The sequence below is a fragment of the Micromonospora rhizosphaerae genome (assembly GCF_900091465.1).
Taxonomy (GTDB): domain Bacteria; phylum Actinomycetota; class Actinomycetes; order Mycobacteriales; family Micromonosporaceae; genus Micromonospora; species Micromonospora rhizosphaerae.
Map to the genome: position 1 here is coordinate 6,791,515 of NZ_FMHV01000002.1, position 21,156 is coordinate 6,812,670.

The following is a 21,156-nucleotide window of genomic DNA, read 5'->3' on the forward strand; positions in this document are numbered from 1 at the left end:
GTCGTACCCGGGCGATAGCCTGCGGGACGGCACCGGCGGTGGAGGCGATGATGGCGCAGGGGGCACCGGAGGTCACCCGGGAGCGGGTGCTCGGCCACCGGGTCGCGGCGCACCAGCTGGACCGCCCCGGGCTGCGCCCCGCCGACCTCGACGTGCTGGATCTGGGCGTCCAGGACACGCCCTACGGTTCGGCCCGGCTGGCGCTGGCCGCCCGCGTGCCGGCCGCTGCCGGGCTCGACGACGACCGGTTGGAGCTGGTCTGGTCCATCCGTGGAGCGCCACACCTGCACCGCCGCGCCGAGTTGCCGGCGCTGGCCGCCGCCCTCTGGCCGTTGAGCGACGCCGACGCCGCCCGCCGGCTCCCCGGGCAGATCCGGGACGGGGCCAAGCTGGGGCTGGCCGAGCGACCGGCACCGACGCGCTGATCCTGGCCTACCTGCGGCTGCACGGCCCGGCCGGGGCGGCCGACGCGGCCGGCTTCCTCGGCACCACCGCCAGCGAGCTGCGCCGGGTCTGGCCGGCCGGGCTGGCCGAGGTCCGGGTGGACGGCCGATCGGCCTGGGTGGCGGAGGATCGGCTCGACGCGCTACGGCTGGACCTGACGATCACCCCGTTCGCCACCCTGCCCAAGCGGGTCAGCCGCGAGATCGACGCCGAGGCGGACCTGGTCCGCGCGGCGCGAGGCGGATCCGAGGTGCGAGTGCTGATCGAGACAGCCTGAGCGGAAACGACGCCGGCCCCGCACGGGGAGCCGGCGTCACCGCGGCGGACACGTCAGACGTTCGGTTCGTCGGCACTGATGTCCGCGAGCACCGACTGGGGTTCCCGTTCAACGGCGAGGTCGCCGAGCGAGACCAGCCCGACCAGGCGGCCGTCGTCCACCACCGGCAACCGGCGTACGGCGTACGTCCGCATCAGGTCGGCGGCAGCCACCGCGTCGTCGTACTGGCTCACGGTGACCACCCGCTTGCTGGTGATCTCGTTGAGCTTGGTGGACTTCGGGTCCTTGGCCTCGGCGACGCCCCGGACCGTGATGTCCCGGTCCGTGACGATGCCGGCCACCTTGTCGCCGTCGGTCACCACCACGTCGCCGATGGCGCTGTCGCGCATCTCCTGCGCTGCGGCGGTGAGCGTGTCGTTGCCGTCCATCGTCACCAACCGGGTCGTCATGAACTCTCCGACCGTTGTCATGGTGCTCCCCTCTCGGTGTCGGCACCGGCCGTCTACCCGCACGGCCCCGAGGGGTAACGCCGCCCGGGTCGCCGACGTCCACCGGTACGCCGACCTCGGCAACCGCATCCACCGATGGGCTCGGACCAGGTCAGCCGCGCGGGGCCATGCCGTAGACGCGCTCGACGTGCAACCGCAGCACCAGCCGCCGCTCGGCGACCATGGCGCGCCGGAAGTCGTCCCAGTCCGGGTGTTCACCCTGCACCGCACGGTAGAGCCCGACCAACTCCTCGACGGTCGCGTCGTCCGGCCGCTCGGCCACCGGGGTCAGTTCGGCCCGCGCCTCCGCCACCGCGTACGCCCAGCCGTCCTTGCTGCTGACCTGGAAGCTGGCGCGGGGATCGCGGCGCAGGTTGGCCGTCTTCGCCCGCCCGTCGGTGACCGACACCCGGATCAGGCTCCGCTCCCGGTCAAAGGAGTAGACCACATTGGACAGCTGCGGCCGGCCGTCCCGCTTGATGGTGGCCAGCACACCGAGCCACCGGCCGGCGATCAGGTCGGTCAGGGCCTGCTCGGTCTTCTCATCCGCCATGGCGTCCTCCGCGGTCGAGTGGTGGTTGCGGATTCCATCCCACCGCCGAGGCAGGCGACGGGCAGCGCGGCCGGGCTCAGCGCCGCTCGGCGGCAACCAGCTCGGCGAGCTGCACGGCGTTGAGCGCGGCGCCCTTGCGCAGGTTGTCGTTGGAGCAGAACAGGGCCAGGCCGTGGTCGACGGTCTCGTCGGCCCGGATCCGCCCCACGTACGTCGGGTCCTGGCCGGCGGCCTGCAGCGGAGTCGGCACGTCGGAGAGCGCGACGCCCGGCGCCTCGTCGAGCAGTTCGCGGGCGCGGGCCGGGGTGATCGGGCCGGCGAAGCGCGCGTTGATCTGGAGCGAGTGGCCGGTGAAGACCGGCACCCGGACGCAGGTGCCCGAGACCTTCAGCCCCGGGATCTCCAGGATCTTGCGGCTCTCGTTGCGCAGCTTCTGCTCCTCGTCGGTCTCAAAGGAGCCGTCGTCGACGATCGAACCGGCGAGCGGGAGCACGTTGAAGGCGACCGGCCGGGCGAAGGAGCGCGGCGCCGGGAACTCCACGGCCGAGCCGTCGAAGGTGAGCCCGCTGGCCTGCTCGGCCACCTTGCGGACCTGCTCGTCCAGCTCGGCCACCCCGGCCAGCCCGGCGCCGGAGACCGCCTGGTACGTCGAGACGACCAGGCTGACCAGCTCCGCCTCCTGATGCAGCGGGCGCAGCACCGGCATGGCCGCCATGGTGGTGCAGTTCGGGTTGGCGATGATGCCCTTGGGGCGGTTCGCCAGAGCGTGCGGGTTGACCTCGGCGACCACCAGCGGCACCTCGGGGTCCATCCGGAAGGCCGAGGAGTTGTCGATGACGACCGCACCGGCCTCGGCGACCCGGGGGGCGAGCTCTTTCGCGGTCCCCTTGCCCGCCGAGAAGAGCACGATGTCCAGCCCGCGGTAGTCCGCGGTGGCCGCGTCCTCGACGGTGACCTCGCCGTCCCGCCAGGGCAGCGCGCGCCCGGCCGACCGCGCGGAGGCGAACAGCCGCACCTGCTCCGCCGGGAAGTCGCGCTCCGCCAGCACCCGCCGCATCACGCCACCGACCTGGCCGGTGGCCCCCACAATGCCGATCCTCATGCCCGCGAGGCTACCCAGGTCACCGGCCGGGCGGGGAACGCTTTCCCACCGCCCGGACCCCGCCAGCCCGGCGGCGCGATCCGCATCACACCTTCGCCGGCCGTCAGGGGGCGTGGTCGACCACCTCGCCGAGGCCGGTGGCGACCAGTTCGTCGCGGATCACCGCCGCGTCGCCCTCCACCACGAGGGTCAGCGACTCCGGGTGCAGGTGGGCCGCCGCCGCCGCGGAGACCTGCTCCACGTCGGCGGAAAGCAGCGACTCGCGCAGCCGGGCGTGGTAGTCGTCCGGCAGGTCGTGCACGACGAGAGTGGTCAGCGCGGAGGCGATGGCCCGGGGGCTCTGCAGCTCGACCGAGAGCTGACCGGCCCGCCAGGACCGGGCCACCGCCAACTCGTCCTCGGTCACCCCGGTCAGCTGGGTACGGGAGATCTCGCCGGTCGCCTCCACCAGTGCCGGCGCGGTCACCGCGTTCTGCACCCCGGAGCCGACCGCGAAGCGGCCGAACCGGCGGGACGAGGCGAAGTCGGCCCGGACGCCGTACGTGTAGCCGTGCACCTCGCGGAGCAGGTGGTTGAGGCGGGAGGTGAACGCCCCGCCGAGCACCGTCCCGGCGAGCGTCATCGGCACGTAGTCCGGGTGGGCGCGGTGCGGGGACGGGTGCCCGAGCCGCAGCGTGGACTGCACCGAGCCGGGCCGGTCGACCAGGAGGATCCGCCGCCGGCCGTGCAGCGGAACCTCGATCGGTCCCCCCTTCTCGACCGGCCCGCCGCCGGTCCCGGCGAACGCCGTCGCGCCGAGCGCGTCCAGGTCGATCCGATCCAGGTCGCCGACGACGATCAGCGTGCCGGGGCGGATGAACCACTCGGAGTGGAAGACCGTCACGTCTTCGACGTCCAGCCCGGCCACCGTGTCGGGGTCGCCGTACAGCGGCCGGCCCCAGCGGTTCTCCACGCCGAACAGGTCGGCGCGCAGCACCGCGTCCGCCCGGGGGCCCGGGTTGGCCCAGTCGATCCGCAGCGCGGTCGCCTCGTCGTCGCGGACCCGCCGCACGTCGGCCGGATCGAGTCGGGGCGTACGGACCGCCTCGGCGAGCAGCTCGACGGCGGCGCTCAGCCGCTCCACCGGCACCTGCACGCTGACCTGGAAGGAGTCCCAGTCCAGCCCGGTCACCAGCTCGGTGCCGAGCGCCTCGATCGCCAGCGCGTACGCGGTCGCGTCCCGCTGCGCGGTCCCCTCCTCCAGGGCCTTCGCCAGCACCCCGCCCAGCCCCTCCTTGCCGACCGGCTCGCGGCCGGCGCCGGCGTCGAGCAGCAGCAGCGCGACGGCGAGGTTCTGTCCGGGCAGGTGGGCGGCGACGACCTGGCCGCCGGCCACGGCGCGGCGGACCACCGGCGGGAACCGGTACGGGCGGGCGGCGCCCGGGCCGGGACGTTCGGCGATCAGCGTCATAGGGTCTCCTCGGGCAGGTAGGTCAGGGTCACCCGGTCGTCGGGGCCGAGCAGCTCGTTGGCCTGTTCGGCGATCTGCTCGGCGGTGACCGCGAGCCAGGCCGGCAGCCGCTCGGCGGCCTTCGCCGGATCGCCGAACTGCGTGGCGTACCGGCCGAGCATGTCGGCCCGGCCGTCCACGGTGGACATCTGCCGCCACCACATGGTGCTCAGCAGCGCCTTGGCCCGGTCCAGCTCGGCGGCGGTCACCGGCACGGTGGTCAGCTCGTCGACCACCTCGGCGACCCCGGCGGTCAGCCGCTGGGCGCTCACCCCGGGGCGGGCGGTGGCGGTGGCGATCAGCGGGGCCGGTGCGTGCGCCAGGTCCACTCCGTACGCCCCGACCAGGTCCGGCTGGGCGATCCGTTCCCCGTCGGCGAGGCGCTGGTAGAGCCGGCTGCCCCGGCCGGTGCCGAGGATGGTGGCGAGGACGGTGGTCACGTCGTACCCGGGCGTGCCGAACGGGTGGGTGCGGTGCGCGACGTACACGCGCGGCGCAGGCACGTCGGCGGTGACGGTCTCCACCGCCGGCCGCCCGGTCGCCGGGACGACCCGCCCCTGCGGCGCGGCCGGGATGTCGTCGCGGGCGGGGATGGCGCCGAAGTACTTGTCGGCCAGCGCGAAGACCTCGGCCGGGGCCGCGTCCCCGACCACCGTGAGCACCGCGTTGTTCGGCGCGTAGTAGGTGGTGTGGAAGGTCTGGAAGGTTTCCAGGGCGGCGGCGTTCAGGTCGGCCATCGAGCCGATCGTGGCGTGGTGGTACGGGTGGCGCGGCGGGTAGAGCAGCGGGAGGAGCCGCAGCCAGGCGTCGCCGTACGGGACGTTCTCGTAGCGCTGGCGGCGCTCGTTCTTGACCACGTCGCGCTGGTTGTCCAGCGTCTCCTGGGTCAGCGCCGGCACCAGGCCGCCCATCCGGTCGGCCTCCAGCCAGAGCGCCAGCTCCAGGTGCTCCGCCGGGACGGTCTCGAAGTAGTTCGTCCGGTCCGGATTCGTGGTGGCGTTGAGCGAGCCGCCGGCGCCCTGGATGAGCTTCATGTGCTCGGTCTTGGCCACGTTCGCCGAGCCCTCGAACATCAGGTGCTCGAAGAGGTGGGCGAAGCCCGTCTGCCCCTCCGGCTCGTGTCGGGAACCCACGTCGTACCAGAGGTTCACCGCGACCGCGGGGGCGGTGCGGTCCTCGCTCACCACCACGCGCAGGCCGTTGTCCAGTCGGGTCGTCTCGATCGGCCAGGGGTAACCGCTCTCGGGCATGGCACGACGCTATCCGATCTCGCCGGCGGAAAGGTGACGAGCGGGGAGCATCGACCGCCCGCGCCGGGGGTACACGCGGAACATGTCCGCCCCCGCCCCGCCGGGCCCGCGGCGCGTCCGCTCAGTCCGGCGGCTCGCTCGGGGTCACCGTCTGATCCGACGTCCGGTGCTCCAGGGTGGTGTCCTCGGCGACGTTTGAGTCCTCCCGGACGTCCGACTCGGTGAGGATGGCGTCGGCCTGGGCCCCCGCGTTCTCGCTGCCCGCCGCCGCCTCCTCGGGCAGCAGGTGGGCCCGCGACTCCACCCGTTCCTGGTCGCTCTGCTCGTGACTCATGCCGACCCCCATACCCCGTGTACCGCAGTGCGGAACGGAGTTAGCCTTCCCCGTCCCGTCGGGTAGGCTGGCGGACGTGACGCGGTCGTATCGATGGTTTAGGCAGCCGGCTGGAGGAGCCGGTGACTTCACCATGATCTGACGTCACTCCTCTTCGAGCCGGCTGGGCAGGGATGGTTCCCTGCCCTCTCGCGTACGAGCAGCCGGCTCGTCCCCGGGCGCCGGCACCGGGGCACGGTCGGCGGAAGGAACCCCACCGTGACGACCCCGGACACCGACCGGGTCAGTGATCAGCGGATTGACCGTGTCGTGCCGCTGACCACCCCGGCCCTGCTCCACCACCACCTGCCCCTGGACGCAACGCTCGCCGAGGCCGTGCTGGCCGGTCGGCGCGCGGTCGGCCGGGTGCTGGACCGCGCCGACGACCGCCTGCTGGTCGTGGTCGGCCCGTGCTCCGTGCACGACCCGGCCGCCGCCCTGGATTACGCGGGCCGGCTGCGCGAGGTCGCCGACCGGCTCGCCGACGACCTGCTGGTGGTGATGCGGGTCTACTTCGAGAAGCCGCGATCGACGGTGGGCTGGAAGGGCCTGATCAACGACCCGGGGCTGGACGGCTCGGGCGACGTCAACACCGGCCTGCGGACCGCCCGGGCGCTCCTGCTCGACGTGCTGCGCCTCGGCCTGCCGGTCGGCTGCGAGTTCCTGGACCCGATCACCCCGCAGTACATCGCCGACACCGTCGCCTGGGGCGCGATCGGGGCGCGGACGGTGGAGAGCCAGGTGCACCGGCAGCTCGCCTCCGGTCTGTCCATGCCGATCGGCATGAAGAACCGCCCCGACGGCAGCATCTCCACCGCGGTGGACGCGATGCGGGCGGCCGGCGTGCCGCACGTCTTCCCCGGCATCGACTTCTCGGGCACCCCGGCGATCATGCACACCCGGGGCAACGCCGACGGCCACCTGGTGCTCCGCGGTGGCGGTGGCCGGCCGAACTACGACGCCGAGTCGGTGGCGGGGGCGCTGGACCTGCTCCGCGCGGCCGGGCTGCCGGAGCGGGTGGTGATCGACGCCAGCCACGCCAACAGCGGCAAGGACCACCGGCGCCAGCCGCTGGTCGCCGCCGACGTGGCCGGGCAGCTCGCCGCCGGTGAGCGCGGGATCGTCGGCATCATGCTGGAGAGCTTCCTCCAGCCCGGCCGGCAGGACCTCGATCCCACCCGCGAGCTGGAGTACGGCCGTTCCATCACCGACGCCTGCATCGGCTGGGACACCACCGCCGGGGTCCTCACGGACCTGGCCGCGGCCGTCCGGGCCCGCCGCGCCACCCTCCCCACCCCGGCGTGACCCCCAGACGCACAGCGCCGCCCCGGCAGAGAGCCGGGGCGGCGCTGGGTGTCGGTGTGCAGGTCGCCTCTCGGCGAGTGGCACGACGCGGCTCCAGCCGAACGGTATTCCGCGAAGGCAATTTAGGTGAGGCCCGGGGACACTGGACACACCGACGCTCTGCACAACGAGGCGGGGGCCCCCGGTGTTCCGGCCCGCCCGGTGACCGCCGTCACGCCGCCCGCCGCCGGCCCGGGGACGTTTGACCGTTTCGGGCCCGGGTAGCTGATCGAGGTGACCGACGACGCACCCGTGACGGACGAGCCGGACATCCAGCGGCTCGACGATCTGCTCGACGACATCTACCACGGTCAGGAGCGGATGACACAGGCGGCCATCTACCGCCGGGCCGTCGCCGCGGAACTCCCGGCGGAGCTGCTCTCCCGGATCGCCGCCATCCCGCAGGGCGAGTACGCGGTCGACGAGGTGGCCGACCTGCTGGGCCGTTCGGTGCCCTGAGTGCGGGCAGAGGAGAGGACAGCCAGGTGAGCGACCGCAAAGAGGAGCACGAGCACATCGAGGCGCTCGGCCAACCGCCGAAAGGTCCGGACCCGAACGCCGATCCCGACTTCTCCGGCGAATACCAGGAGACGGCGGTGGATGACGACATCATCACCGGCGAGGACGAGGACAACCGCGAGCCGGAGGCGCCACGCGGTTGGGCCGGCGAGAACCACGGCACCACCCCGACCTGACGGGCGAACCCCGAGCCGGCCGGCGCGGGCGCCGGGCGGTCATCCGGCGAAAGGGCCGGCGCGAAGGCCGGCCCTTTCACCGTGCGGTCACTTGCCCTGCTGGCCGCCCTGGGCCGCCCGCTGGGCGACCGCGTACCCCAACTGGAGGAAGTCGGAGGCGGCCACGGCGGTCAGCGCGGTGGCGACCAGCCGGGTCAGCCGGGGTGCCAGCACCAGTCCGCCGGTGAGGCCGGTGGCCACCCAGACCGCCAGGCAGAACGGGCAGCTCAACAGCTCGCCGATGGCGTGCCGGGTCGGGTTGCCGGAGTCGCGGACCTTCTCCATCACCTCGCCCGTTCCGATGGGGCGGTCGTAGCGGGTGAACGGGGCCCGCAGCGGGCTGGTGATGGCGTCCTTGGCCAGCAGCCGGCTCACCTTGTGGGTCGCGATGGAGAGCAGCACCACGTCGGCCGTCGCGGGTCGCTCCGGCACCGGCCGCCCGGTCGCCCTGACCAGCCCGGCCAGGGCCGCGGTCACGGTGGTATAGGTACCCATCGCCGCCAGGTAGCCGCCCAGCGGCCGGTGCTCGTGCGGCGCGTACGCCCGGCGCAGCCGCGCCGCCTTCTTCTTCAGGCCACTCTCGGTCACCCGGTCTCCTCGGTTTGTCACGGCACGTGAAGCCGGCTCAGCCGGCGGTCAGGTTGTCGGCCACCTCGCGGGCCAGGTTGGCCAGGGTCTGATCGGCCAACCCGTCGGAGTCCCCGCCGGCCAGGTCGAGCCGGACCCGGGCGCCGCCGGCGTCGACCGGCTCCACCTGGATCTCCGCCGACCAGCCGGGCGCGGAGTCGCTGTACCAGGTGGCCCGCATCTGTTCGATGCTGATCACCTCCGGGCGGCGGTGGCCGTCCTGCCGTAGCGGCTCGGGCAGCCACGCGGCCGCACGGTCCGGGTCGATCGCCGTGTTGAAGACCACCTCGGGCGGCTCGGACATCCCCCGCTCGGCGTGCGCCGCCATCAGGCGCCCCGCAGCCGGCTCGGGTCGACCTCGCGCCCCGGGTGCCGGGCGAGGTACTCCGTCTCCAGCTCCGCTGTGCGGCGCAGGTGGTGGGCGAGCGCGGAGTCGGTCGCGTGCCGCAGGGTGTCCAGCCGGGTGCGGTGCAGGCTGTGCATCTCCCGGATCAGGTCCTCGTCGGCCAACTCGACGGGATCCACCCCGAGCAACTCGCCGTCGACCTCGCCGACACCGACGCCGTCGTGCAACTGCTCGCCGTCCCACTCGGGCAACCGCTGCTCCGGGCTGGCGTCACCGGTCCGGCGTACTGATTCGGTCATCCTCGCCCCCTCATCTCGTTCGGGCTGGCGTCTAGACGAATGCCCACGCCGCATGTCACCAAACCCCGCGACGGCGCGTCGACTACGACACCGCGTCGGAGACGGCCGGCGGCCCCGGTACCCTCTTAAGGCATGAAGCGGCTCTGGACACCGGCGTGGATCGCCCGCCACGTGGCCATGGTCGTGCTGGTCGTCGGATTCCTCGGCCTGGGCTGGTGGCAGATCAGCCGAGCCGCCTCGGGAAACTCGCTGAGCTGGGCGTACGCCGTGGAGTGGCCGGTCTTCGCCGGCTTCGTGGTCTTCGTCTGGTGGCGTGAGGTGCGGCACACGCTGCGCGGCGCGCCGGAGCCCCGGCCCGGCGCGGCGCCGTCTGCGGCCGCCGGCCCCGAGCCGGCCGCCGCCACCCCGGGGGTACGCCGACCGGTGCGGGTCAACCGCACCCCGCTGCCCGCCACGGGGGCGGAGGACGGCGACCTCGCCGAGTACAACCGCTACCTGTCATGGTTGAACGCCAACCCGGGCGCCCGGCCCGGTGACTATCCCGGCTGAGGCCGGTTCGGAAGGACGGACGAAGGTGGGCGGAGCCCTTACCCGGTACCGCGTGATCGCCTGGATCGTGGGCGTGGCGCTGGCCGTGCTGGTCCTGATCGGCATGCCGCTGAAGTACGGCTTCGACAACTCGACGGTGGTGGCGGTCGTCGGCACCGCGCACGGCTGGCTCTTCATGATCTACCTGGCCGCCACCTTCGACCTGTCCCGCCGGGCCGACTGGTCGCTGAAGCGGATGCTGCTCGTGATGCTCGCCGGTACGGTGCCGTTCGTGTCGTTCTACGCCGAGCGCCGGGTCAGCCGCTGGCTCGCCCCCGAGCAGCCCCGTACGCCGGAGCCGGTCGCCGGCTGACCAGCCGGCGCGGGCAGGCCGCCCGGCGGGCGTCAGCGCTTCGGCCGCCACGGGTCAGCGGAGGCGAGCGGTTCCTTCCAGCCGCCGTAGCGGGCGCCCTCGCGCGCCCGCCGCAGGGCCCGGGTGACCTGGCCGAACTGCCGCTCGTCGTCGCTGCTGAAGAGCAGCACCTCGGCGCCCCGATACCGCCCCCACAACTCGTACGCCGGCGGCCGCCAGCGGTCTCCCACCAGCGCGAACACCAGGGGCAGCAGGCCGACCGCCCCCAGCGTCAGGTACGCCCCGGCGGTGAGCCGCTGCAGTCCGCCGGTGAAGCCGAGCAGCACCCCGACCCCGCCGATCATCGCGGCGGTGACGGCGACCGCGCGGAGGGCGAGCCGGTCGTGCGGGCCCCGGGTGGTCCAGAGCTGGGTCAGCTCCGCGACCGCCCAGCTGTTCCGGCCGACGGTGAAGCGCTCGGCGGTGACGACGATGCCGGGCCGCGCGTAGAGCAGGGTCGGGGTGGCCCCGCTCGCCTTCGGCGACCGGGGCGGTTGGGTGGCGGAGCCATCGGTCTGCACGGCGTCCTCCCAGGCCGGCGCGCCGGGTTGCCTGCGCCGCCGCTGAGCTGTGCCGATGCCCTCGGGCGGGATTCCCGGCTGCGCGCTTCATTGTGTTGCCGTGGCGCCAGCCGGATCCGCCGTTTTTCGGGTGCTGAGGCGCGGATATCGGGCCGCTCCCCGCCGACAAAACAGATTCATATCAGTCTTTGTCGGTATTTTGCGTCGCGTTGCCTGGCGACATCCGCCGGGAACGACGAATCGGGCCAGTCGCTCGATCCGCCCATGCCACGCCCGGACCGCCACCGCCAGCGGGGGAGGCGGTCACGAAGCGTCACTGTCCCCAGTGGCACTTCCCGGCGCTTTGCCAACATTCGCCCCAACTTCAACTGCGGTTGACTTCCGCCACGGGTTAGGTTGGGCGAGCCGGACCGGTCCACCGCCATCCACCCGGATGGCCCCGGCCGGTGTCGCCGCGGCAGCAATAGGCCCCGGCGACCGTGGGAGAGGAGCCTTCCGCTCTTGTCGTCCTTACGAATCCTGCTGCGCTCGCTGGCGGTCGCCGCCCTCTCGGCCGCGCTGATCGCCCCGGCGTCGGTGGCTCGGGCCGAGCCCACCCCCGCCGAGCTGACGAAGCAGATCGAGAAGTCCTCGACTGAGCTGGAGCGAATCGTCGAGTCCTACAACAAGCTCAAGGAGGAGATCAAGGCCAACAAGGCCACGGCGGCCGCGTTGCAGGCCCGGATCGGCCCGTTGCAGGCGCAGGCCGAGCGGAGCCGCGCCGACGTCGGCGTGCTCGCCGTCACCGCGTACAAGACCGGCGGCCTGCCGACCGCCCAGGCCCTGCTCGAGCAGGGCGGGTCCAACTCGCTGGTGGACCGGCTGGGCACGCTGGACCAGCTGACCCGGCAGCGTCAGGCAACCATCGCGAGCTTCACCACCGACCAGCGGAAGCTGATCGACGAGAAGACCCGGCTGGACGCGACGCTGGCCCGGGAGGCCGCCCAGGCGAAGCAGCTCGCCGCCGGCAAGAAGAAGATCGAGGCGGATCTGGCCCGGCTCTACGAGCTGCGCCGGCAGGCGTACGGACGGGCCACCGAGGCGCCGGGCACCGCCAGCTCGGCCGGCAGCCCCCCGGCCATCTCCGGCTCCGCCGGGGTGGCGGTCCGGTACGCGTACGGGGCGATCGGCAAGCCATACGTCTGGGGGGCCGACGGGCCCGACGGGTACGACTGCTCCGGGCTGACCCTGGCGTCGTGGCGGGCGGCCGGAAAGTCGCTGCCGCACAACGCGGCGATGCAGTGGGACGCCACCGCACGCATCAGCCGCAGCTCCCTGCAACCCGGCGACCTGGTCTTCTACGAGGGTCTGGGTCACGTCTCCCTGTACGTCGGCAGCGGTCAGGTGATCGACGCGCCGAGCGCGGGCCGCAACGTCAGCAAGCGGGACATGGACATCATGACGATCGCCGGCTACGGCCGGGTCCGCTGACGCCGCGGACTGACTCCCGAGACAGCGAATGGCCGGCGTCCCCCTATCGGACGCCGGCCATTCGTCTAGCTAATTACTACCGGCTCAGGCCGCCTGCAGCCCCTCGGCCCGGGCCAGCTCGCGGAGCCGGCCGAGGGCCTGGATCTCCAGCTGGCGGATCCGCTCCCGAGAGAGCGAGAAGCGCGACGCGACCTCGGTCAGCGAGTGCTCCCGGCCGTCCTCCAGGCCGTACCGGGCCCGCATGATGCCGGCCGAGCGGTCGTCGAGGTGGTTGAGCAGGCCCTCGATCCGCTGCCGCTCCAGGCCGGTGAGGACGATGTCCTCCGGCGACGGAGCGTCGCTGTCGGCAACCAGGTCACCCAGGTTGGTGTCGCCGTCGTCGCCCACCGGGGTGTCCAGCGAGACGGTGTCCTGCGACCAGCGGACCAGCTCGTTGACCCGCTCGACGGTGACGCCGAGGGCCGCCGCGATCTGCTCCGGCTCCGGGTCGCTGCCCAGCTCACGGGTGAGCTGACGGGCCACGTTGCGCATCCGGTTGACGTCCTCCACCAGGTGCACGGGCAGCCGCACCGTGCGCTCCTGCTGCGCGATCGCCCGGCTGATCGCCTGGCGGATCCACCAGGTGGCGTAGGTGGAGAACTTGTAGCCACGCTCGTAGTCGAACTTCTCGACCGCCCGGACCAGGCCGGTGTTGCCCTCCTGGATCAGATCCAGCATGGGCATGCCGGAGCGCACGTAGCGTCGGGCGATCGACACGACGAGTCGCAGGTTGGCGCGGATGAAGAGGTCCTTCGCCCGCCCGCCCTCGGCGACCAGCAGCTCCAGGTCCTCCCGCTCGACGCCTGCGGGGACGCGGTCCTCGCTGAGCAGGTGCTCAGCGTAGAGGCCGGCCTCGATCGCCTTGGAGAGGTCGACCTCCTTGGCGGCGTCCAGCAGCGGCGTCCGGGAGATCTCGTGCAGGTAGACGCCGACCAGGTCGCGCTCCTCGGCAACCTCGTCGGTTCGCATGCCAATGTTCTTGTCCACGATTCCCACGGTCCCCTCGCTCGCGCCGGTTGCCCGGTTCCTTGCCATCCCCACGTCCATCAGCCCCCCCGTAACTTCCGCTGTGTCCACCCGTGCTGACACCTACACAACAGATGAGACGCGTCGGGGATTCCATGTCGTGGGTCGAAAGTGTCACGAATGCCTGAGTAGTAGCTGAGAGCCCGGTCCATGTTTGCTGTCAGGACCCTGCCGGGTGAGGCGCCTCCGGGCGCCACAAACGGGCCGGCGGATCAGCGGAATCATCGCCCGCCCACGGAATCGCATCATTGCGAAATCCATGAACGCAGCGATCCGCGTCACCGCCTCATTGCGATCCTGGTCACTGCGAGATACGCGCCGGTGGACCGGTCGGTTCAGCCACGGGTGAGGATTACCCCACCCCTCGGTGAACAATCCGCAGCGCGCTGAACGTCCCGTTCGGGGCGTGACGTGCGTCTCGGCGGGTGGCGCCCGGGCGATGCGGGACCGGGCGGGCGCCTCGCCGGTGGCCAGCGACGGGGCGCGGGGGTCAGGAGGCGAGCAGGGCCAGCGCGCTGCGGACCTGGTCGGCAGCGCGGGCCAGGGCGGCCCGGGCGGCGGAGACCTCGGCGCCGGAGACCAGGGCGACCAGGGCGGTCTTGAGGTCGCCGTCGGCCTCGTGCAGGGCCTGCCGGCAGACCTCCTCCGCGCAGCCGGTGGCCTCCATCAGGATCGAGATCATCCGGCCGCGCAGCTTGGCGTTGGTGGCCACCATGTCGATCATGAGATTGGAGTAGACCCGGCCGAGCCGCACCATCACGGCCGTGGAGAACGTGTTGAGCACCAACTTCTGCGCCGTGCCCGCCTTCATCCGGGTCGACCCGGTGACGACCTCGGGTCCGGTGTCCACCCCGATGAAGACGTCGACCGACGACGCGGCCTCGGCCTCCGGATTCGCGCAGAGCAGCACCGTCGCGGCCCCCTGGGCCCGGGACGCGGCGAGCGCCCCGAGGACGTACGGGGTGCGCCCGCTGGCGGCCAACCCGACGACCAGGTCGCCGGGGCGTACGCACTCGGCGGCCTCGGCCGCACCGGCCCGGTCGTCGTCCTCGGCGTCTTCCACGGCGCGCCACATGGCCTCGGGACCGCCGGCCAGGTGCGCGCAGAACCAGTGCCCGGGCGAGTTGAAGGTGGGGGCGAGCTCGGCGGCGTCGAGGACGCCGAGCCGACCCGAGGTGCCGGCGCCGAAGTAGTGCACCCGCTGCCCGGCGCGCAGCGCCGCGGCCGCCAGGTCGACGGTCTCCGCGATCTCGTCGAGGACGCCGGCCACCGCGGCCGGCACCCGCCGATCCGCCTCGTTGATGACGGTGAGCATTTCCCGGGTCGACATCAGGTCGAGGTCCAGGCTGAGCGGGTTGCGCCGCTCGGTTGGCGAGCCGACCCGCACCGCGGGTCGGACCGGCACCGCGGGAGCCGCCTCGTCCCGTTCCACCCGGCCGGCGGTCATCCCCGCCTCCGCCCGGAGCCCACCCGGTGCGACTGGACCGCCTCGGCGGTCGCCTCCAGGGCCTTCTTGGCCTTGGCCCGGCTGCGCGCGGCCACCCCGACGAAGAGGCAGTCGACGACGGTGAGCTGGGCCAGCCGGCTGGCCATCGCACCGGAGCGGTAGGTGGTCTCCCGGGCGGCGGTGGTGAGCACGAAGTCAGCCACCTCGGTGATCGGGGAGCGGGGGAAGTTGGTCAGGGCCACGGTGGCGGCGCCGCGGGCGCGGGCCTGCTCGAGCACCTCGATCACGTCCAAGGTCGTGCCGGTGTGCGAGATGCCGACCGCGACGTCGCCCCGCCCGAGCAGAGCGGCCGAGGTCAGCGCGGTGTGCACGTCCGGGAAGTAGAAGGCGGTCCGGCCGATGCGATGCAGCTTCTGCTGGAAGTCGGAGGCGACGAAGCCGCTGGCGCCGGCGCCGTAGACGTCGATCCGGCCGGCCCCGGCGATCGCCTCGACGACCTGCTCGCAGACGGCCGGGTCAAGCTGCTCGGCCGTCTCCTCGACGGCCCGCGCGTCGTTGAAGGCGATGGTCGCGATGATCTGGGCCAGGTCGGCGCCGGGCGGGATGTCGCCGCCGACCACCCGGGCGTCCGGCGGCTCGATCCGACGGGCCGCCTCGGCGGCGAGCCGGATCCGCAGCTGCGGGTAGCCGTCCATGCCGACCGACCGGCAGAACCGGATGACGGTCGCCTCCGAGGTCTCGGCGGCGGTGGCGAGGTCGGTGATGGTGCGCCGGGCGGCGTCCGCCGGGTCGGCGACGACCAGCCGGGCGACCCGCTGCTCGGCCGGTGACAGCGACGGGAGCAGGCCACTGATGTGGACGATCAGTCCACCGGGCTCGTGACTCGCAGAAATCTTCGAACTCTTCGCCACGGATGAAACTTACTTTCATGCGGCGTGACCGTCAACCATGACCGCCCGTATCCGGAAAAGTACCCTCTTCCGCGCGCGGCCGCCCCGGCAAGGGTGCATCACCGCAGCCCGGGCCGCCTCCTCCGCTCCGGTCGAGTGCACCGTGCCGGCCGGCCGGCTGGGCGGCCGTCGTCCACGCCGCGCCAGCCGGACGGCCCGGCGGGATGGACGGACGGCCGGGTCGGAGCACCGCCCGGCGTCCGGGCCCCGACGCAGCGGGCGGGCCTGAGCCGTTAGCGTGTGCCCATGGCGGAACGCAGTGTGCTGGTCACCGGGGGCACGGGCGGGCTGGGCGGGGCGGTCACCGCCGCCTTCCTCAAGGCGGGCTGGCGGGTGGTCGTACCGGAGCGGGAGGGCTCGGGGACGCAGCCGGCGGGCTCCGGACCGGTCCGGCTCACCGCGGACCTGCTGGAACCGGCCGGGGCCGCCCGTGCGGTCGAGGTGGCCGCGGCCGACCCGGCCGCGCCGCTGCGCGCGGTGGTCAACCTCGTCGGCGGGTACGCGAGCGGCGGGCTGGTGCACGAGACGCCGGTCGAGGAGTTCGACCGGATGCTCCGGATCAACCTGCGCCCGACCTACCTGGTCACCCAGGCCGCCCTGCCGCACCTGATGGCGGCCGGCGGCGGATCGGTGGTCTGCGTCTCCGCGCGGGCCGCGGTGGCGCCGTTCCCCGGCGCGGCCGGCTACGCCACGGCCAAGGCGGCGGTGCTCGCCTTCGCCAACGCGGTCGCGGTGGAGTACCGGCAGCGCGGCGTGCGGTGCAACACGGTGCTGCCCAGCGTGATCGACACTCCGGCCAACCGAGCCGCCCAGCCCGACGCCGACCACCGACGCTGGGTCGCCCCGGCCGAGATCGCCGCGGTGATCCGCTTCCTGGCCTCCGAGGACTCGGCGCCGACCAGCGGCGCCAGCATCCCGGTCTACGGGCGGGCCTGAGCGGGCAGCGGGTCGCCCGAGCGTGGCCAGGCCCCGTCGATCCGCGGCGGACCGGTGTCCCGGGGCGAGGTCCCGCGCGACGCCGGGGGGTCGGCCTCGTCGGCCGGCAGCCACCCGGTGAGGTGGGCGCGGATCCGGTGGGACACCTCGTCCGGCGGGCCCCCCGCGTCGATCACCACGAAGGTCGGGTACTCGGGCAGCGTCCGGTACGCGGTGTCGGCGGCGGTGAGCCAGCGCATGCTCTCGTGGTCCGTCCCCCGCCGCTCGATCCGTCGGTACGCCTCGGCCGGGTCGACGGTGAGCAGGAAGGTGACCTGCGGATTGGGGAAGAGCCGGTAGCCGGCCCGGGCCAGCCGCTCCCAGCGTTGGCCCCCGTGCGCCCGGATGCTCGCGTACTGGCAGGCGGAGTAGCGGTCCATCACCGCGGTCCGCCCGGTGATCAGGCAGCTCAGCAGCGCGGCGGCGATGGCGAGCCAGCGCAGCACCGACTCGACCGCGAGCGTCCCGTTCCGCCCGACGAGCCGCTGCGCGTCCGGTCGCCCCAGGCGCTGCGCGAGGCGGCCGAGCCAGCGCCGACCGCCCGCGTTGCGGTGATAGGTGGCCGGGCGGCCGGCCGCGGTGAGCGCCTCGGCGAGCCGATGGGCCTGGGTGGTCTTGCCCGATCCATCGATGCCGATCAGGGCGACCGCGCGCAACCGCGCCCTGCCACGCCGCGTACGCAGTGATCCAGCCACCCTGCACAGGCTATCCGACGGGCGCTCCCCGCCTGGCGATTTGTCCCTTTCGCTCCCAGTTGGCGCCCACCCGCGACACCGCCAGGTGTGGCCGACCGGAATGCCGGGTACGCAAATTCATTGCGACCGCCTGTCCACCTTTCGACCGACGGGAGACCCAGATGGCCGAGCGCGGGGACGAGACCCTGGTGCACACCCTCAAGAAGGTCGCCGCCGTGCTCAAGCAGTCCGAGATCCCGTTCGCCCTCGGCGGCAGCTTCGCCGTCTACGCGCACGGCGGCCACTCCAGCGACCACGACGTGGACTTCCTGATCCGGGAGCAGGACGTGGAACCGGCGCTGGAGGCCCTGGTCGAGGCCGGCTTCACCGCCGATCGCCCGCCCGAGGACTGGCTGGTCAAGGTCTACGACGAGGGGCGGATGGTGGACCTGATCCACCGGCCGATCGAGACCCCGGTGACCGAGGAGACCTTCGCCGACACCATCGTTCGGCCGGTCGACGCGATCCACATGCCGGTGCTCTCGGCCACCCGGCTCATGGTGCACAAGCTGCTCAGCTTCTCCCAGCACTACTGCGACTTCGCCCGCGCCCTGCCGCTGGCCCGCTCGCTGCGGGAACAGATCGACTGGGAACGGGTACGGAAGGAGACGCAGCACTCGCCCTACGCGGAGGCGTTCCTCGTGCTGCTCGACCGGCTGGACGTGCTGCCGGAGAGCGGCGCCACCGAAGGAAGGGAGACACCGTGACCGAGCAGCACGGCGGCGCCGCACCGCCCGACGAGTACGTCGAGGCGGAGATCCAGCGGCTGCTGGCCGAGGACCCCGACGTCGCCGAACAGGGCATCACCGTGGTCCGCCGCGAGCGGGGCCTGGTCCTCTACGGCGAGGTGGAGAGCCCACACCGGCGCGAGGAGATCCTGCGCCTGGTGGCCGAGCGCTTTCCCGACGTGCCGGTCACCAGCGACATCGGGGTGATCCGAACGCAGCCGCCCAGCCAGGTCGAGGAGCTGCCGTGAGGGAGGTTTGACCGTGATCCGCATCGCCGCCGTCGGCGACGTGCACATGGACGAGGACGTGGTCGGCCGGTTCCGGCCGGCCCTCGAGGAACTGCCCGACTGTGCCGACGTGCTGCTGCTGGCCGGCGACCTGACCCGGCACGGCACCGAGTCCGAGGCGCGCTGCGTGGCGCGGGAGTTCGGCGGCCTGGGGGTGCCGGTGATCACCGTGCTCGGCAACCACGAGCACCAGTGCGACCAGGTGCCGCAGGTGGTCAAGGTGCTGGAGGACGTCGGGATCACCGTGCTGGAGGGGACCGGGACGGTGCTGGAGTGCGCCGGCGGGCGACTCGGCGTGGCCGGGGTGAAGGGTTTCGGCGGAGGCTTCGCCGGGCGGTGCGCCAGCGACTTCGGCGAGCCGGAGATGAAGTCGTTCGTCCGGACCACCAACGAGAGCGCGGAGGCGTTGGGGAAGGCGCTGCGCGGGCTGGACTGCGACCTGCTGGTCTCGCTCACCCACTACTCCCCCGTGCCGGACACGCTCGCCGGCGAGCCGCTGGAGATCTACCCGTTCCTCGGGTGTTACCAGCTGGGCCAGGCGATCGACTCGGCGCCGACCGCGCTGGCCCTGCACGGGCACGCGCACCACGGCACCGAACGGGGCACCACCCCGGGCGGGGTACGGGTCCGCAACGTCGCCCACCCGGTGATCAAGCAGGCGTACAGCATCTTCCACCTGGGAGATCATCTCGGCTGAGGACCAGGTTTCCGGGATCGGGAGGGCGGGTACTCAGCGGGCATGGAGCTGATTCTCTGGATTCTTGCAGTCGTACTGGTGGTCGCCGGCATCCTTGCGCTGTTCCGCCGGCAGATCCTGTGGGGCATCGTCCTCATCATCGTCGGGCTGCTGGTCGGCCCGGGCGGCGTCAGCATCTTCACCTGACGCCAATTCCGAATCCCTGACCCGCCGGGGTCGTCGAGCCGGTATCTCAGTCCTCCCAGACCGGAGAGCCCGGACCCGACGACCCCGGCGCCGTGCTGTCCGACGCTTGTCCGTGCGATCTCCCGACCGTCCGACTTCGCGGCTTTCTTGATCAGCGGGGCGGCAGCGGGACGGGAGCCGGACTCCATCGCTTGCCAGCACCTCATCCCGGCCCCCGGACCCCGACGGGGGTCGAGACCCGGCTCACGGTACGCACCGCCGGCGGTCGCCCGGGGCCCCTCCCGTCGGCTCCCGAAACGTCGCGCGAGCTGGGAAGATTCACCGAATCCGTTGCCTGTGACGGGGATCGCCGCCGTTCGACGTCACTGTTGGGCATCTTTCCTTGCTGCGTGATCTCGGACGGACGACAATTCCGTCAGCATGGCGGCGCCGCTGTGGTCTGCTGCCAGCTGGTACAACCCAAAACGGAAGGTAGTGGAAATGCGGCTACGAAACAGGCTGGCGGCCCTCGGGGTGGCCATGGTCGTCACAGCGACCATGGGTGCCTGCGGCTCCGGCGGCGACGACAGCAGCGGGGGATCCTCCAAGACTGGTAGCCAGTTCGAGGGTCGGGGCCCCATCTCGTTCGTGTCGGGCAAGGACACCTCCGGGGTGTACGCCCAGCAGTTGGCCAAGTGGAACGCGGACCACCCGAACGAGCAGGTCAAGCTCATCGAGCTGCCGGAGAGCGCGGACGCCCAGCGGCAGCAGTTCATCCAGAACGCGCAGACCAAGTCGGACGCGTACGACGTGGTCTTCCTCGACGTGGTGTGGACCGCCGAGTTCGCCGCGAACGGCTGGGTGGAGGCCCTTCCCGAGGACCAGTTCCCGCTCGACCAGATGCTGCAGCCGGCGGTCGAGACGAACAAGTACTTCAAGAAGCTCTACGGCGTGCCGTACGCCTCCGACGGCGGCATGCTCTACTACCGCACCGACCTGCTCAAGGCCGCCGGCATCGCCGAGGCGCCCAAGACCTGGGACGAGATGAAGCAGGCCTGCCAGAAGATCCAGGCGACCCCGCAGGGCAAGGGCCTGGGGTGCTACGGCGGGCAGTACGAGAAGTACGAGGGCCTGACCGTCAACTTCAGCGAGGCCGTGAACTCCGCGGGTGGCGAGGTCGTCAAGGAGGACGGCAAGGCGAACGTCAACACCCCGGAGGCCAAGAAGGGTCTCGACTTCCTGGTCGACGGCTTCAAGTCCGGCGTGATGCCGCGTGAGGCCATCACCTGGAAGGAGGAGGAGGGCCGCCGGGCGTTCCAGGACGGCAAGCTCATCTTCCACCGGCAGTGGCCGTACCAGTACGCGCTCGCCAGCAAGAACGACGGGTCGAGCAAGGTGGTCGGCAAGTTCGCGGTAGCCCCGCTGCCCGGCCTGACCGGTCCGGGCAAGTCCACCCTGGGTGGCCACAACCTCTCGATCAGCAAGTTCAGCAAGAACAAGGCGACCGCCCTGGACTTCGTCAAGTGGTTCACCAACCAGGAGAACGCCAAGACCAACCTCACGGTCGCGTCGCTCGCGCCGGTCTACACCAACCTCTACGACGACCCGGCGCTGCAGAAGCAGTTCCCGTACCTGCCGACGCTCAAGCAGTCGATCATGAACGCTGAGCCCCGGCCGGCCATCGTCCGCTACGGCGACGCCACCGCGGCGATCCAGGAGTCGGCGTACGCCGCTCTGACCGGCAAGCAGACCAGCGAGCAGGCGCTCAGCGACCTGCAGAGCAAGCTCGACCAGCTCATCGCCCAGAAGTGATCAGCCCGCCGGGCCGGCGCATGCCGGCCCGGCGGCCCT

Annotated in this window: 27 protein-coding genes and 2 pseudogenes; 15 read left to right on the plus strand and 14 right to left on the minus strand. The window is 72.5% G+C overall.

Annotation, left to right across the window (positions count from 1 at the left end):
- Positions 1-50 precede the first annotated feature (50 nt).
- The 3 genes and pseudogenes from GA0070624_RS36230 (at position 51) to GA0070624_RS36235 (ending at position 721) form a co-directional block, all read left to right on the plus strand.
- Entirely contained in the window at positions 51-425 is a 375-nt protein-coding gene (locus GA0070624_RS36230; RefSeq protein WP_245719088.1) for a DNA glycosylase AlkZ-like family protein, read from the plus strand.
- Positions 326-532: pseudogene (locus GA0070624_RS37065) on the plus strand (DNA glycosylase AlkZ-like family protein); the annotation flags it as partial. The gene GA0070624_RS36230 and the pseudogene GA0070624_RS37065, both read left to right, overlap by 100 nt.
- 9 nt (positions 533-541) lie before the next feature.
- Complete coding sequence (locus tag GA0070624_RS36235) at positions 542-721, plus strand: hypothetical protein (RefSeq protein ID WP_245719089.1); 180 nt, start codon at positions 542-544, stop codon at positions 719-721.
- A 53-nt stretch (positions 722-774) separates the two neighbouring features.
- On the opposite strand, the gene GA0070624_RS31965 is transcribed toward GA0070624_RS36235, so the two are convergent.
- The 6 genes from GA0070624_RS31965 to GA0070624_RS31990 all read right to left on the minus strand — a co-directional run bounded on the left by GA0070624_RS31965 (position 775) and on the right by GA0070624_RS31990 (position 5,937).
- Positions 775-1,191 (minus strand): CBS domain-containing protein, encoded by a 417-nt coding sequence (locus GA0070624_RS31965; RefSeq protein ID WP_091347146.1) that lies wholly within the window; start codon positions 1,189-1,191, stop codon positions 775-777.
- 130 nt (positions 1,192-1,321) lie between these two features.
- The gene (locus tag GA0070624_RS31970; protein WP_091347148.1) at positions 1,322-1,762 is read right to left on the minus strand and encodes a PPOX class F420-dependent oxidoreductase; all 441 of its coding nucleotides are present in this window, start codon (positions 1,760-1,762) and stop codon (positions 1,322-1,324) included.
- A 76-nt stretch (positions 1,763-1,838) separates the two neighbouring features.
- Positions 1,839-2,864 (minus strand): aspartate-semialdehyde dehydrogenase, encoded by a 1,026-nt coding sequence (locus GA0070624_RS31975; RefSeq protein ID WP_091347150.1) that lies wholly within the window; start codon positions 2,862-2,864, stop codon positions 1,839-1,841.
- A 103-nt stretch (positions 2,865-2,967) separates the two neighbouring features.
- Positions 2,968-4,314 carry a M16 family metallopeptidase gene (locus GA0070624_RS31980; protein WP_091347152.1) on the minus strand — a complete coding sequence of 449 codons (1,347 nt, stop codon included), beginning with the start codon at positions 4,312-4,314 and terminating at the stop codon, positions 2,968-2,970.
- A complete protein-coding gene (locus GA0070624_RS31985; protein WP_091347154.1) occupies positions 4,311-5,603 on the minus strand; it encodes a M16 family metallopeptidase in 1,293 nt (430 codons plus the stop codon). Before GA0070624_RS31985 ends, GA0070624_RS31980 begins: the two co-directional genes overlap by 4 nt.
- Before the next feature lie 121 nt (positions 5,604-5,724).
- Positions 5,725-5,937: a hypothetical protein gene (locus GA0070624_RS31990; protein WP_176731947.1), complete on the minus strand. Its 213-nt coding sequence runs from the start codon at positions 5,935-5,937 to the stop codon at positions 5,725-5,727.
- Positions 5,938-6,195: 258 nt separating this feature from the next.
- On the opposite strand from GA0070624_RS31990, the gene GA0070624_RS31995 reads away from it, so the two are divergent.
- The 3 genes from GA0070624_RS31995 (at position 6,196) to GA0070624_RS32005 (ending at position 8,015) form a co-directional block, all read left to right on the plus strand.
- Entirely contained in the window at positions 6,196-7,281 is a 1,086-nt protein-coding gene (locus GA0070624_RS31995) for a 3-deoxy-7-phosphoheptulonate synthase (RefSeq protein ID WP_091347158.1), read from the plus strand.
- A 273-nt stretch (positions 7,282-7,554) separates the two neighbouring features.
- Positions 7,555-7,779: a hypothetical protein gene (locus GA0070624_RS32000; protein ID WP_091347160.1), complete on the plus strand. Its 225-nt coding sequence runs from the start codon at positions 7,555-7,557 to the stop codon at positions 7,777-7,779.
- Positions 7,780-7,805: 26 nt separating this feature from the next.
- Positions 7,806-8,015, plus strand: coding sequence for a hypothetical protein (locus GA0070624_RS32005; RefSeq protein ID WP_091347162.1), 210 nt, complete (start codon positions 7,806-7,808; stop codon positions 8,013-8,015).
- Between the two features lie 87 nt (positions 8,016-8,102).
- On the opposite strand, the gene GA0070624_RS32010 is transcribed toward GA0070624_RS32005, so the two are convergent.
- Genes GA0070624_RS32010 through GA0070624_RS32020 form a run of 3 tightly spaced genes read right to left on the minus strand, consistent with a single transcriptional unit; the run spans position 8,103 to position 9,326 of the window.
- Entirely contained in the window at positions 8,103-8,642 is a 540-nt protein-coding gene (locus tag GA0070624_RS32010; RefSeq protein WP_091347164.1) for a DUF1360 domain-containing protein, read from the minus strand.
- A 37-nt stretch (positions 8,643-8,679) separates the two neighbouring features.
- Complete coding sequence (locus GA0070624_RS32015) at positions 8,680-9,009, minus strand: hypothetical protein (protein ID WP_091347166.1); 330 nt, start codon at positions 9,007-9,009, stop codon at positions 8,680-8,682.
- Positions 9,009-9,326 (minus strand): DUF6158 family protein, encoded by a 318-nt coding sequence (locus GA0070624_RS32020; RefSeq protein ID WP_091347168.1) that lies wholly within the window; start codon positions 9,324-9,326, stop codon positions 9,009-9,011. The genes GA0070624_RS32015 and GA0070624_RS32020 overlap by 1 nt, the downstream gene beginning before the upstream one ends.
- A gap of 132 nt (positions 9,327-9,458) precedes the next feature.
- Here GA0070624_RS32020 and GA0070624_RS32025 point away from each other — a divergent pair, with 132 nt between their 5' ends.
- Together GA0070624_RS32025 and GA0070624_RS32030 are read left to right on the plus strand one after the other, a co-directional pair.
- On the plus strand, positions 9,459-9,875 hold the full coding sequence (locus GA0070624_RS32025; RefSeq protein WP_091347170.1) for a hypothetical protein: 417 nt from the start codon (positions 9,459-9,461) through the stop codon (positions 9,873-9,875).
- A gap of 25 nt (positions 9,876-9,900) precedes the next feature.
- Positions 9,901-10,227, plus strand: coding sequence for a DUF3817 domain-containing protein (locus GA0070624_RS32030; RefSeq protein WP_091347172.1), 327 nt, complete (start codon positions 9,901-9,903; stop codon positions 10,225-10,227).
- Between the two features lie 32 nt (positions 10,228-10,259).
- On the opposite strand, the gene GA0070624_RS32035 is transcribed toward GA0070624_RS32030, so the two are convergent.
- The gene (locus GA0070624_RS32035; protein WP_091347175.1) at positions 10,260-10,787 is read right to left on the minus strand and encodes a DUF6232 family protein; all 528 of its coding nucleotides are present in this window, start codon (positions 10,785-10,787) and stop codon (positions 10,260-10,262) included.
- A 501-nt stretch (positions 10,788-11,288) separates the two neighbouring features.
- On the opposite strand from GA0070624_RS32035, the gene GA0070624_RS32040 reads away from it, so the two are divergent.
- On the plus strand, positions 11,289-12,257 hold the full coding sequence (locus tag GA0070624_RS32040; protein WP_091347177.1) for a C40 family peptidase: 969 nt from the start codon (positions 11,289-11,291) through the stop codon (positions 12,255-12,257).
- 84 nt (positions 12,258-12,341) lie between these two features.
- Here the strand turns inward: GA0070624_RS32040 and GA0070624_RS32045 are convergent, their stop codons facing one another.
- From GA0070624_RS32045 to GA0070624_RS32055, 3 genes are all read right to left on the minus strand, one after another.
- A complete protein-coding gene (locus GA0070624_RS32045; protein WP_176731948.1) occupies positions 12,342-13,331 on the minus strand; it encodes a sigma-70 family RNA polymerase sigma factor in 990 nt (329 codons plus the stop codon).
- Between the two features lie 481 nt (positions 13,332-13,812).
- Complete coding sequence (murQ, locus tag GA0070624_RS32050; RefSeq protein ID WP_091347181.1) at positions 13,813-14,769, minus strand: N-acetylmuramic acid 6-phosphate etherase; 957 nt, start codon at positions 14,767-14,769, stop codon at positions 13,813-13,815.
- Positions 14,766-15,680 (minus strand): MurR/RpiR family transcriptional regulator, encoded by a 915-nt coding sequence (locus GA0070624_RS32055; protein WP_091347183.1) that lies wholly within the window; start codon positions 15,678-15,680, stop codon positions 14,766-14,768. The genes murQ and GA0070624_RS32055 overlap by 4 nt, the downstream gene beginning before the upstream one ends.
- A gap of 285 nt (positions 15,681-15,965) precedes the next feature.
- Here GA0070624_RS32055 and GA0070624_RS32060 point away from each other — a divergent pair, with 285 nt between their 5' ends.
- Positions 15,966-16,655: an SDR family NAD(P)-dependent oxidoreductase gene (locus tag GA0070624_RS32060; RefSeq protein ID WP_091347185.1), complete on the plus strand. Its 690-nt coding sequence runs from the start codon at positions 15,966-15,968 to the stop codon at positions 16,653-16,655.
- Here GA0070624_RS32060 and GA0070624_RS32065 read toward each other — a convergent pair.
- Positions 16,640-17,389, minus strand: a complete 750-nt coding sequence (locus GA0070624_RS32065; RefSeq protein ID WP_091347188.1) for a dTMP kinase — start codon at positions 17,387-17,389, stop codon at positions 16,640-16,642. The genes GA0070624_RS32060 and GA0070624_RS32065 overlap by 16 nt on opposite strands.
- A gap of 161 nt (positions 17,390-17,550) precedes the next feature.
- On the opposite strand from GA0070624_RS32065, the gene GA0070624_RS32070 reads away from it, so the two are divergent.
- The 5 genes and pseudogenes from GA0070624_RS32070 to GA0070624_RS32085 all read left to right on the plus strand — a co-directional run bounded on the left by GA0070624_RS32070 (position 17,551) and on the right by GA0070624_RS32085 (position 21,117).
- Positions 17,551-18,135 (plus strand): nucleotidyltransferase, encoded by a 585-nt coding sequence (locus tag GA0070624_RS32070; RefSeq protein WP_091347190.1) that lies wholly within the window; start codon positions 17,551-17,553, stop codon positions 18,133-18,135.
- Positions 18,132-18,404 carry a hypothetical protein gene (locus GA0070624_RS32075; RefSeq protein WP_091347192.1) on the plus strand — a complete coding sequence of 91 codons (273 nt, stop codon included), beginning with the start codon at positions 18,132-18,134 and terminating at the stop codon, positions 18,402-18,404. The genes GA0070624_RS32070 and GA0070624_RS32075 overlap by 4 nt, the downstream gene beginning before the upstream one ends.
- Before the next feature lie 46 nt (positions 18,405-18,450).
- Positions 18,451-19,192: pseudogene (locus tag GA0070624_RS32080) on the plus strand (metallophosphoesterase family protein).
- A complete protein-coding gene (locus tag GA0070624_RS35140) occupies positions 19,183-19,326 on the plus strand; it encodes a GPGG-motif small membrane protein (protein WP_165823086.1) in 144 nt (47 codons plus the stop codon). The pseudogene GA0070624_RS32080 and the gene GA0070624_RS35140 overlap by 10 nt, the downstream one beginning before the upstream one ends.
- Before the next feature lie 480 nt (positions 19,327-19,806).
- A complete protein-coding gene (locus GA0070624_RS32085; RefSeq protein WP_091347194.1) occupies positions 19,807-21,117 on the plus strand; it encodes an ABC transporter substrate-binding protein in 1,311 nt (436 codons plus the stop codon).
- Positions 21,118-21,156 lie beyond the last annotated feature (39 nt).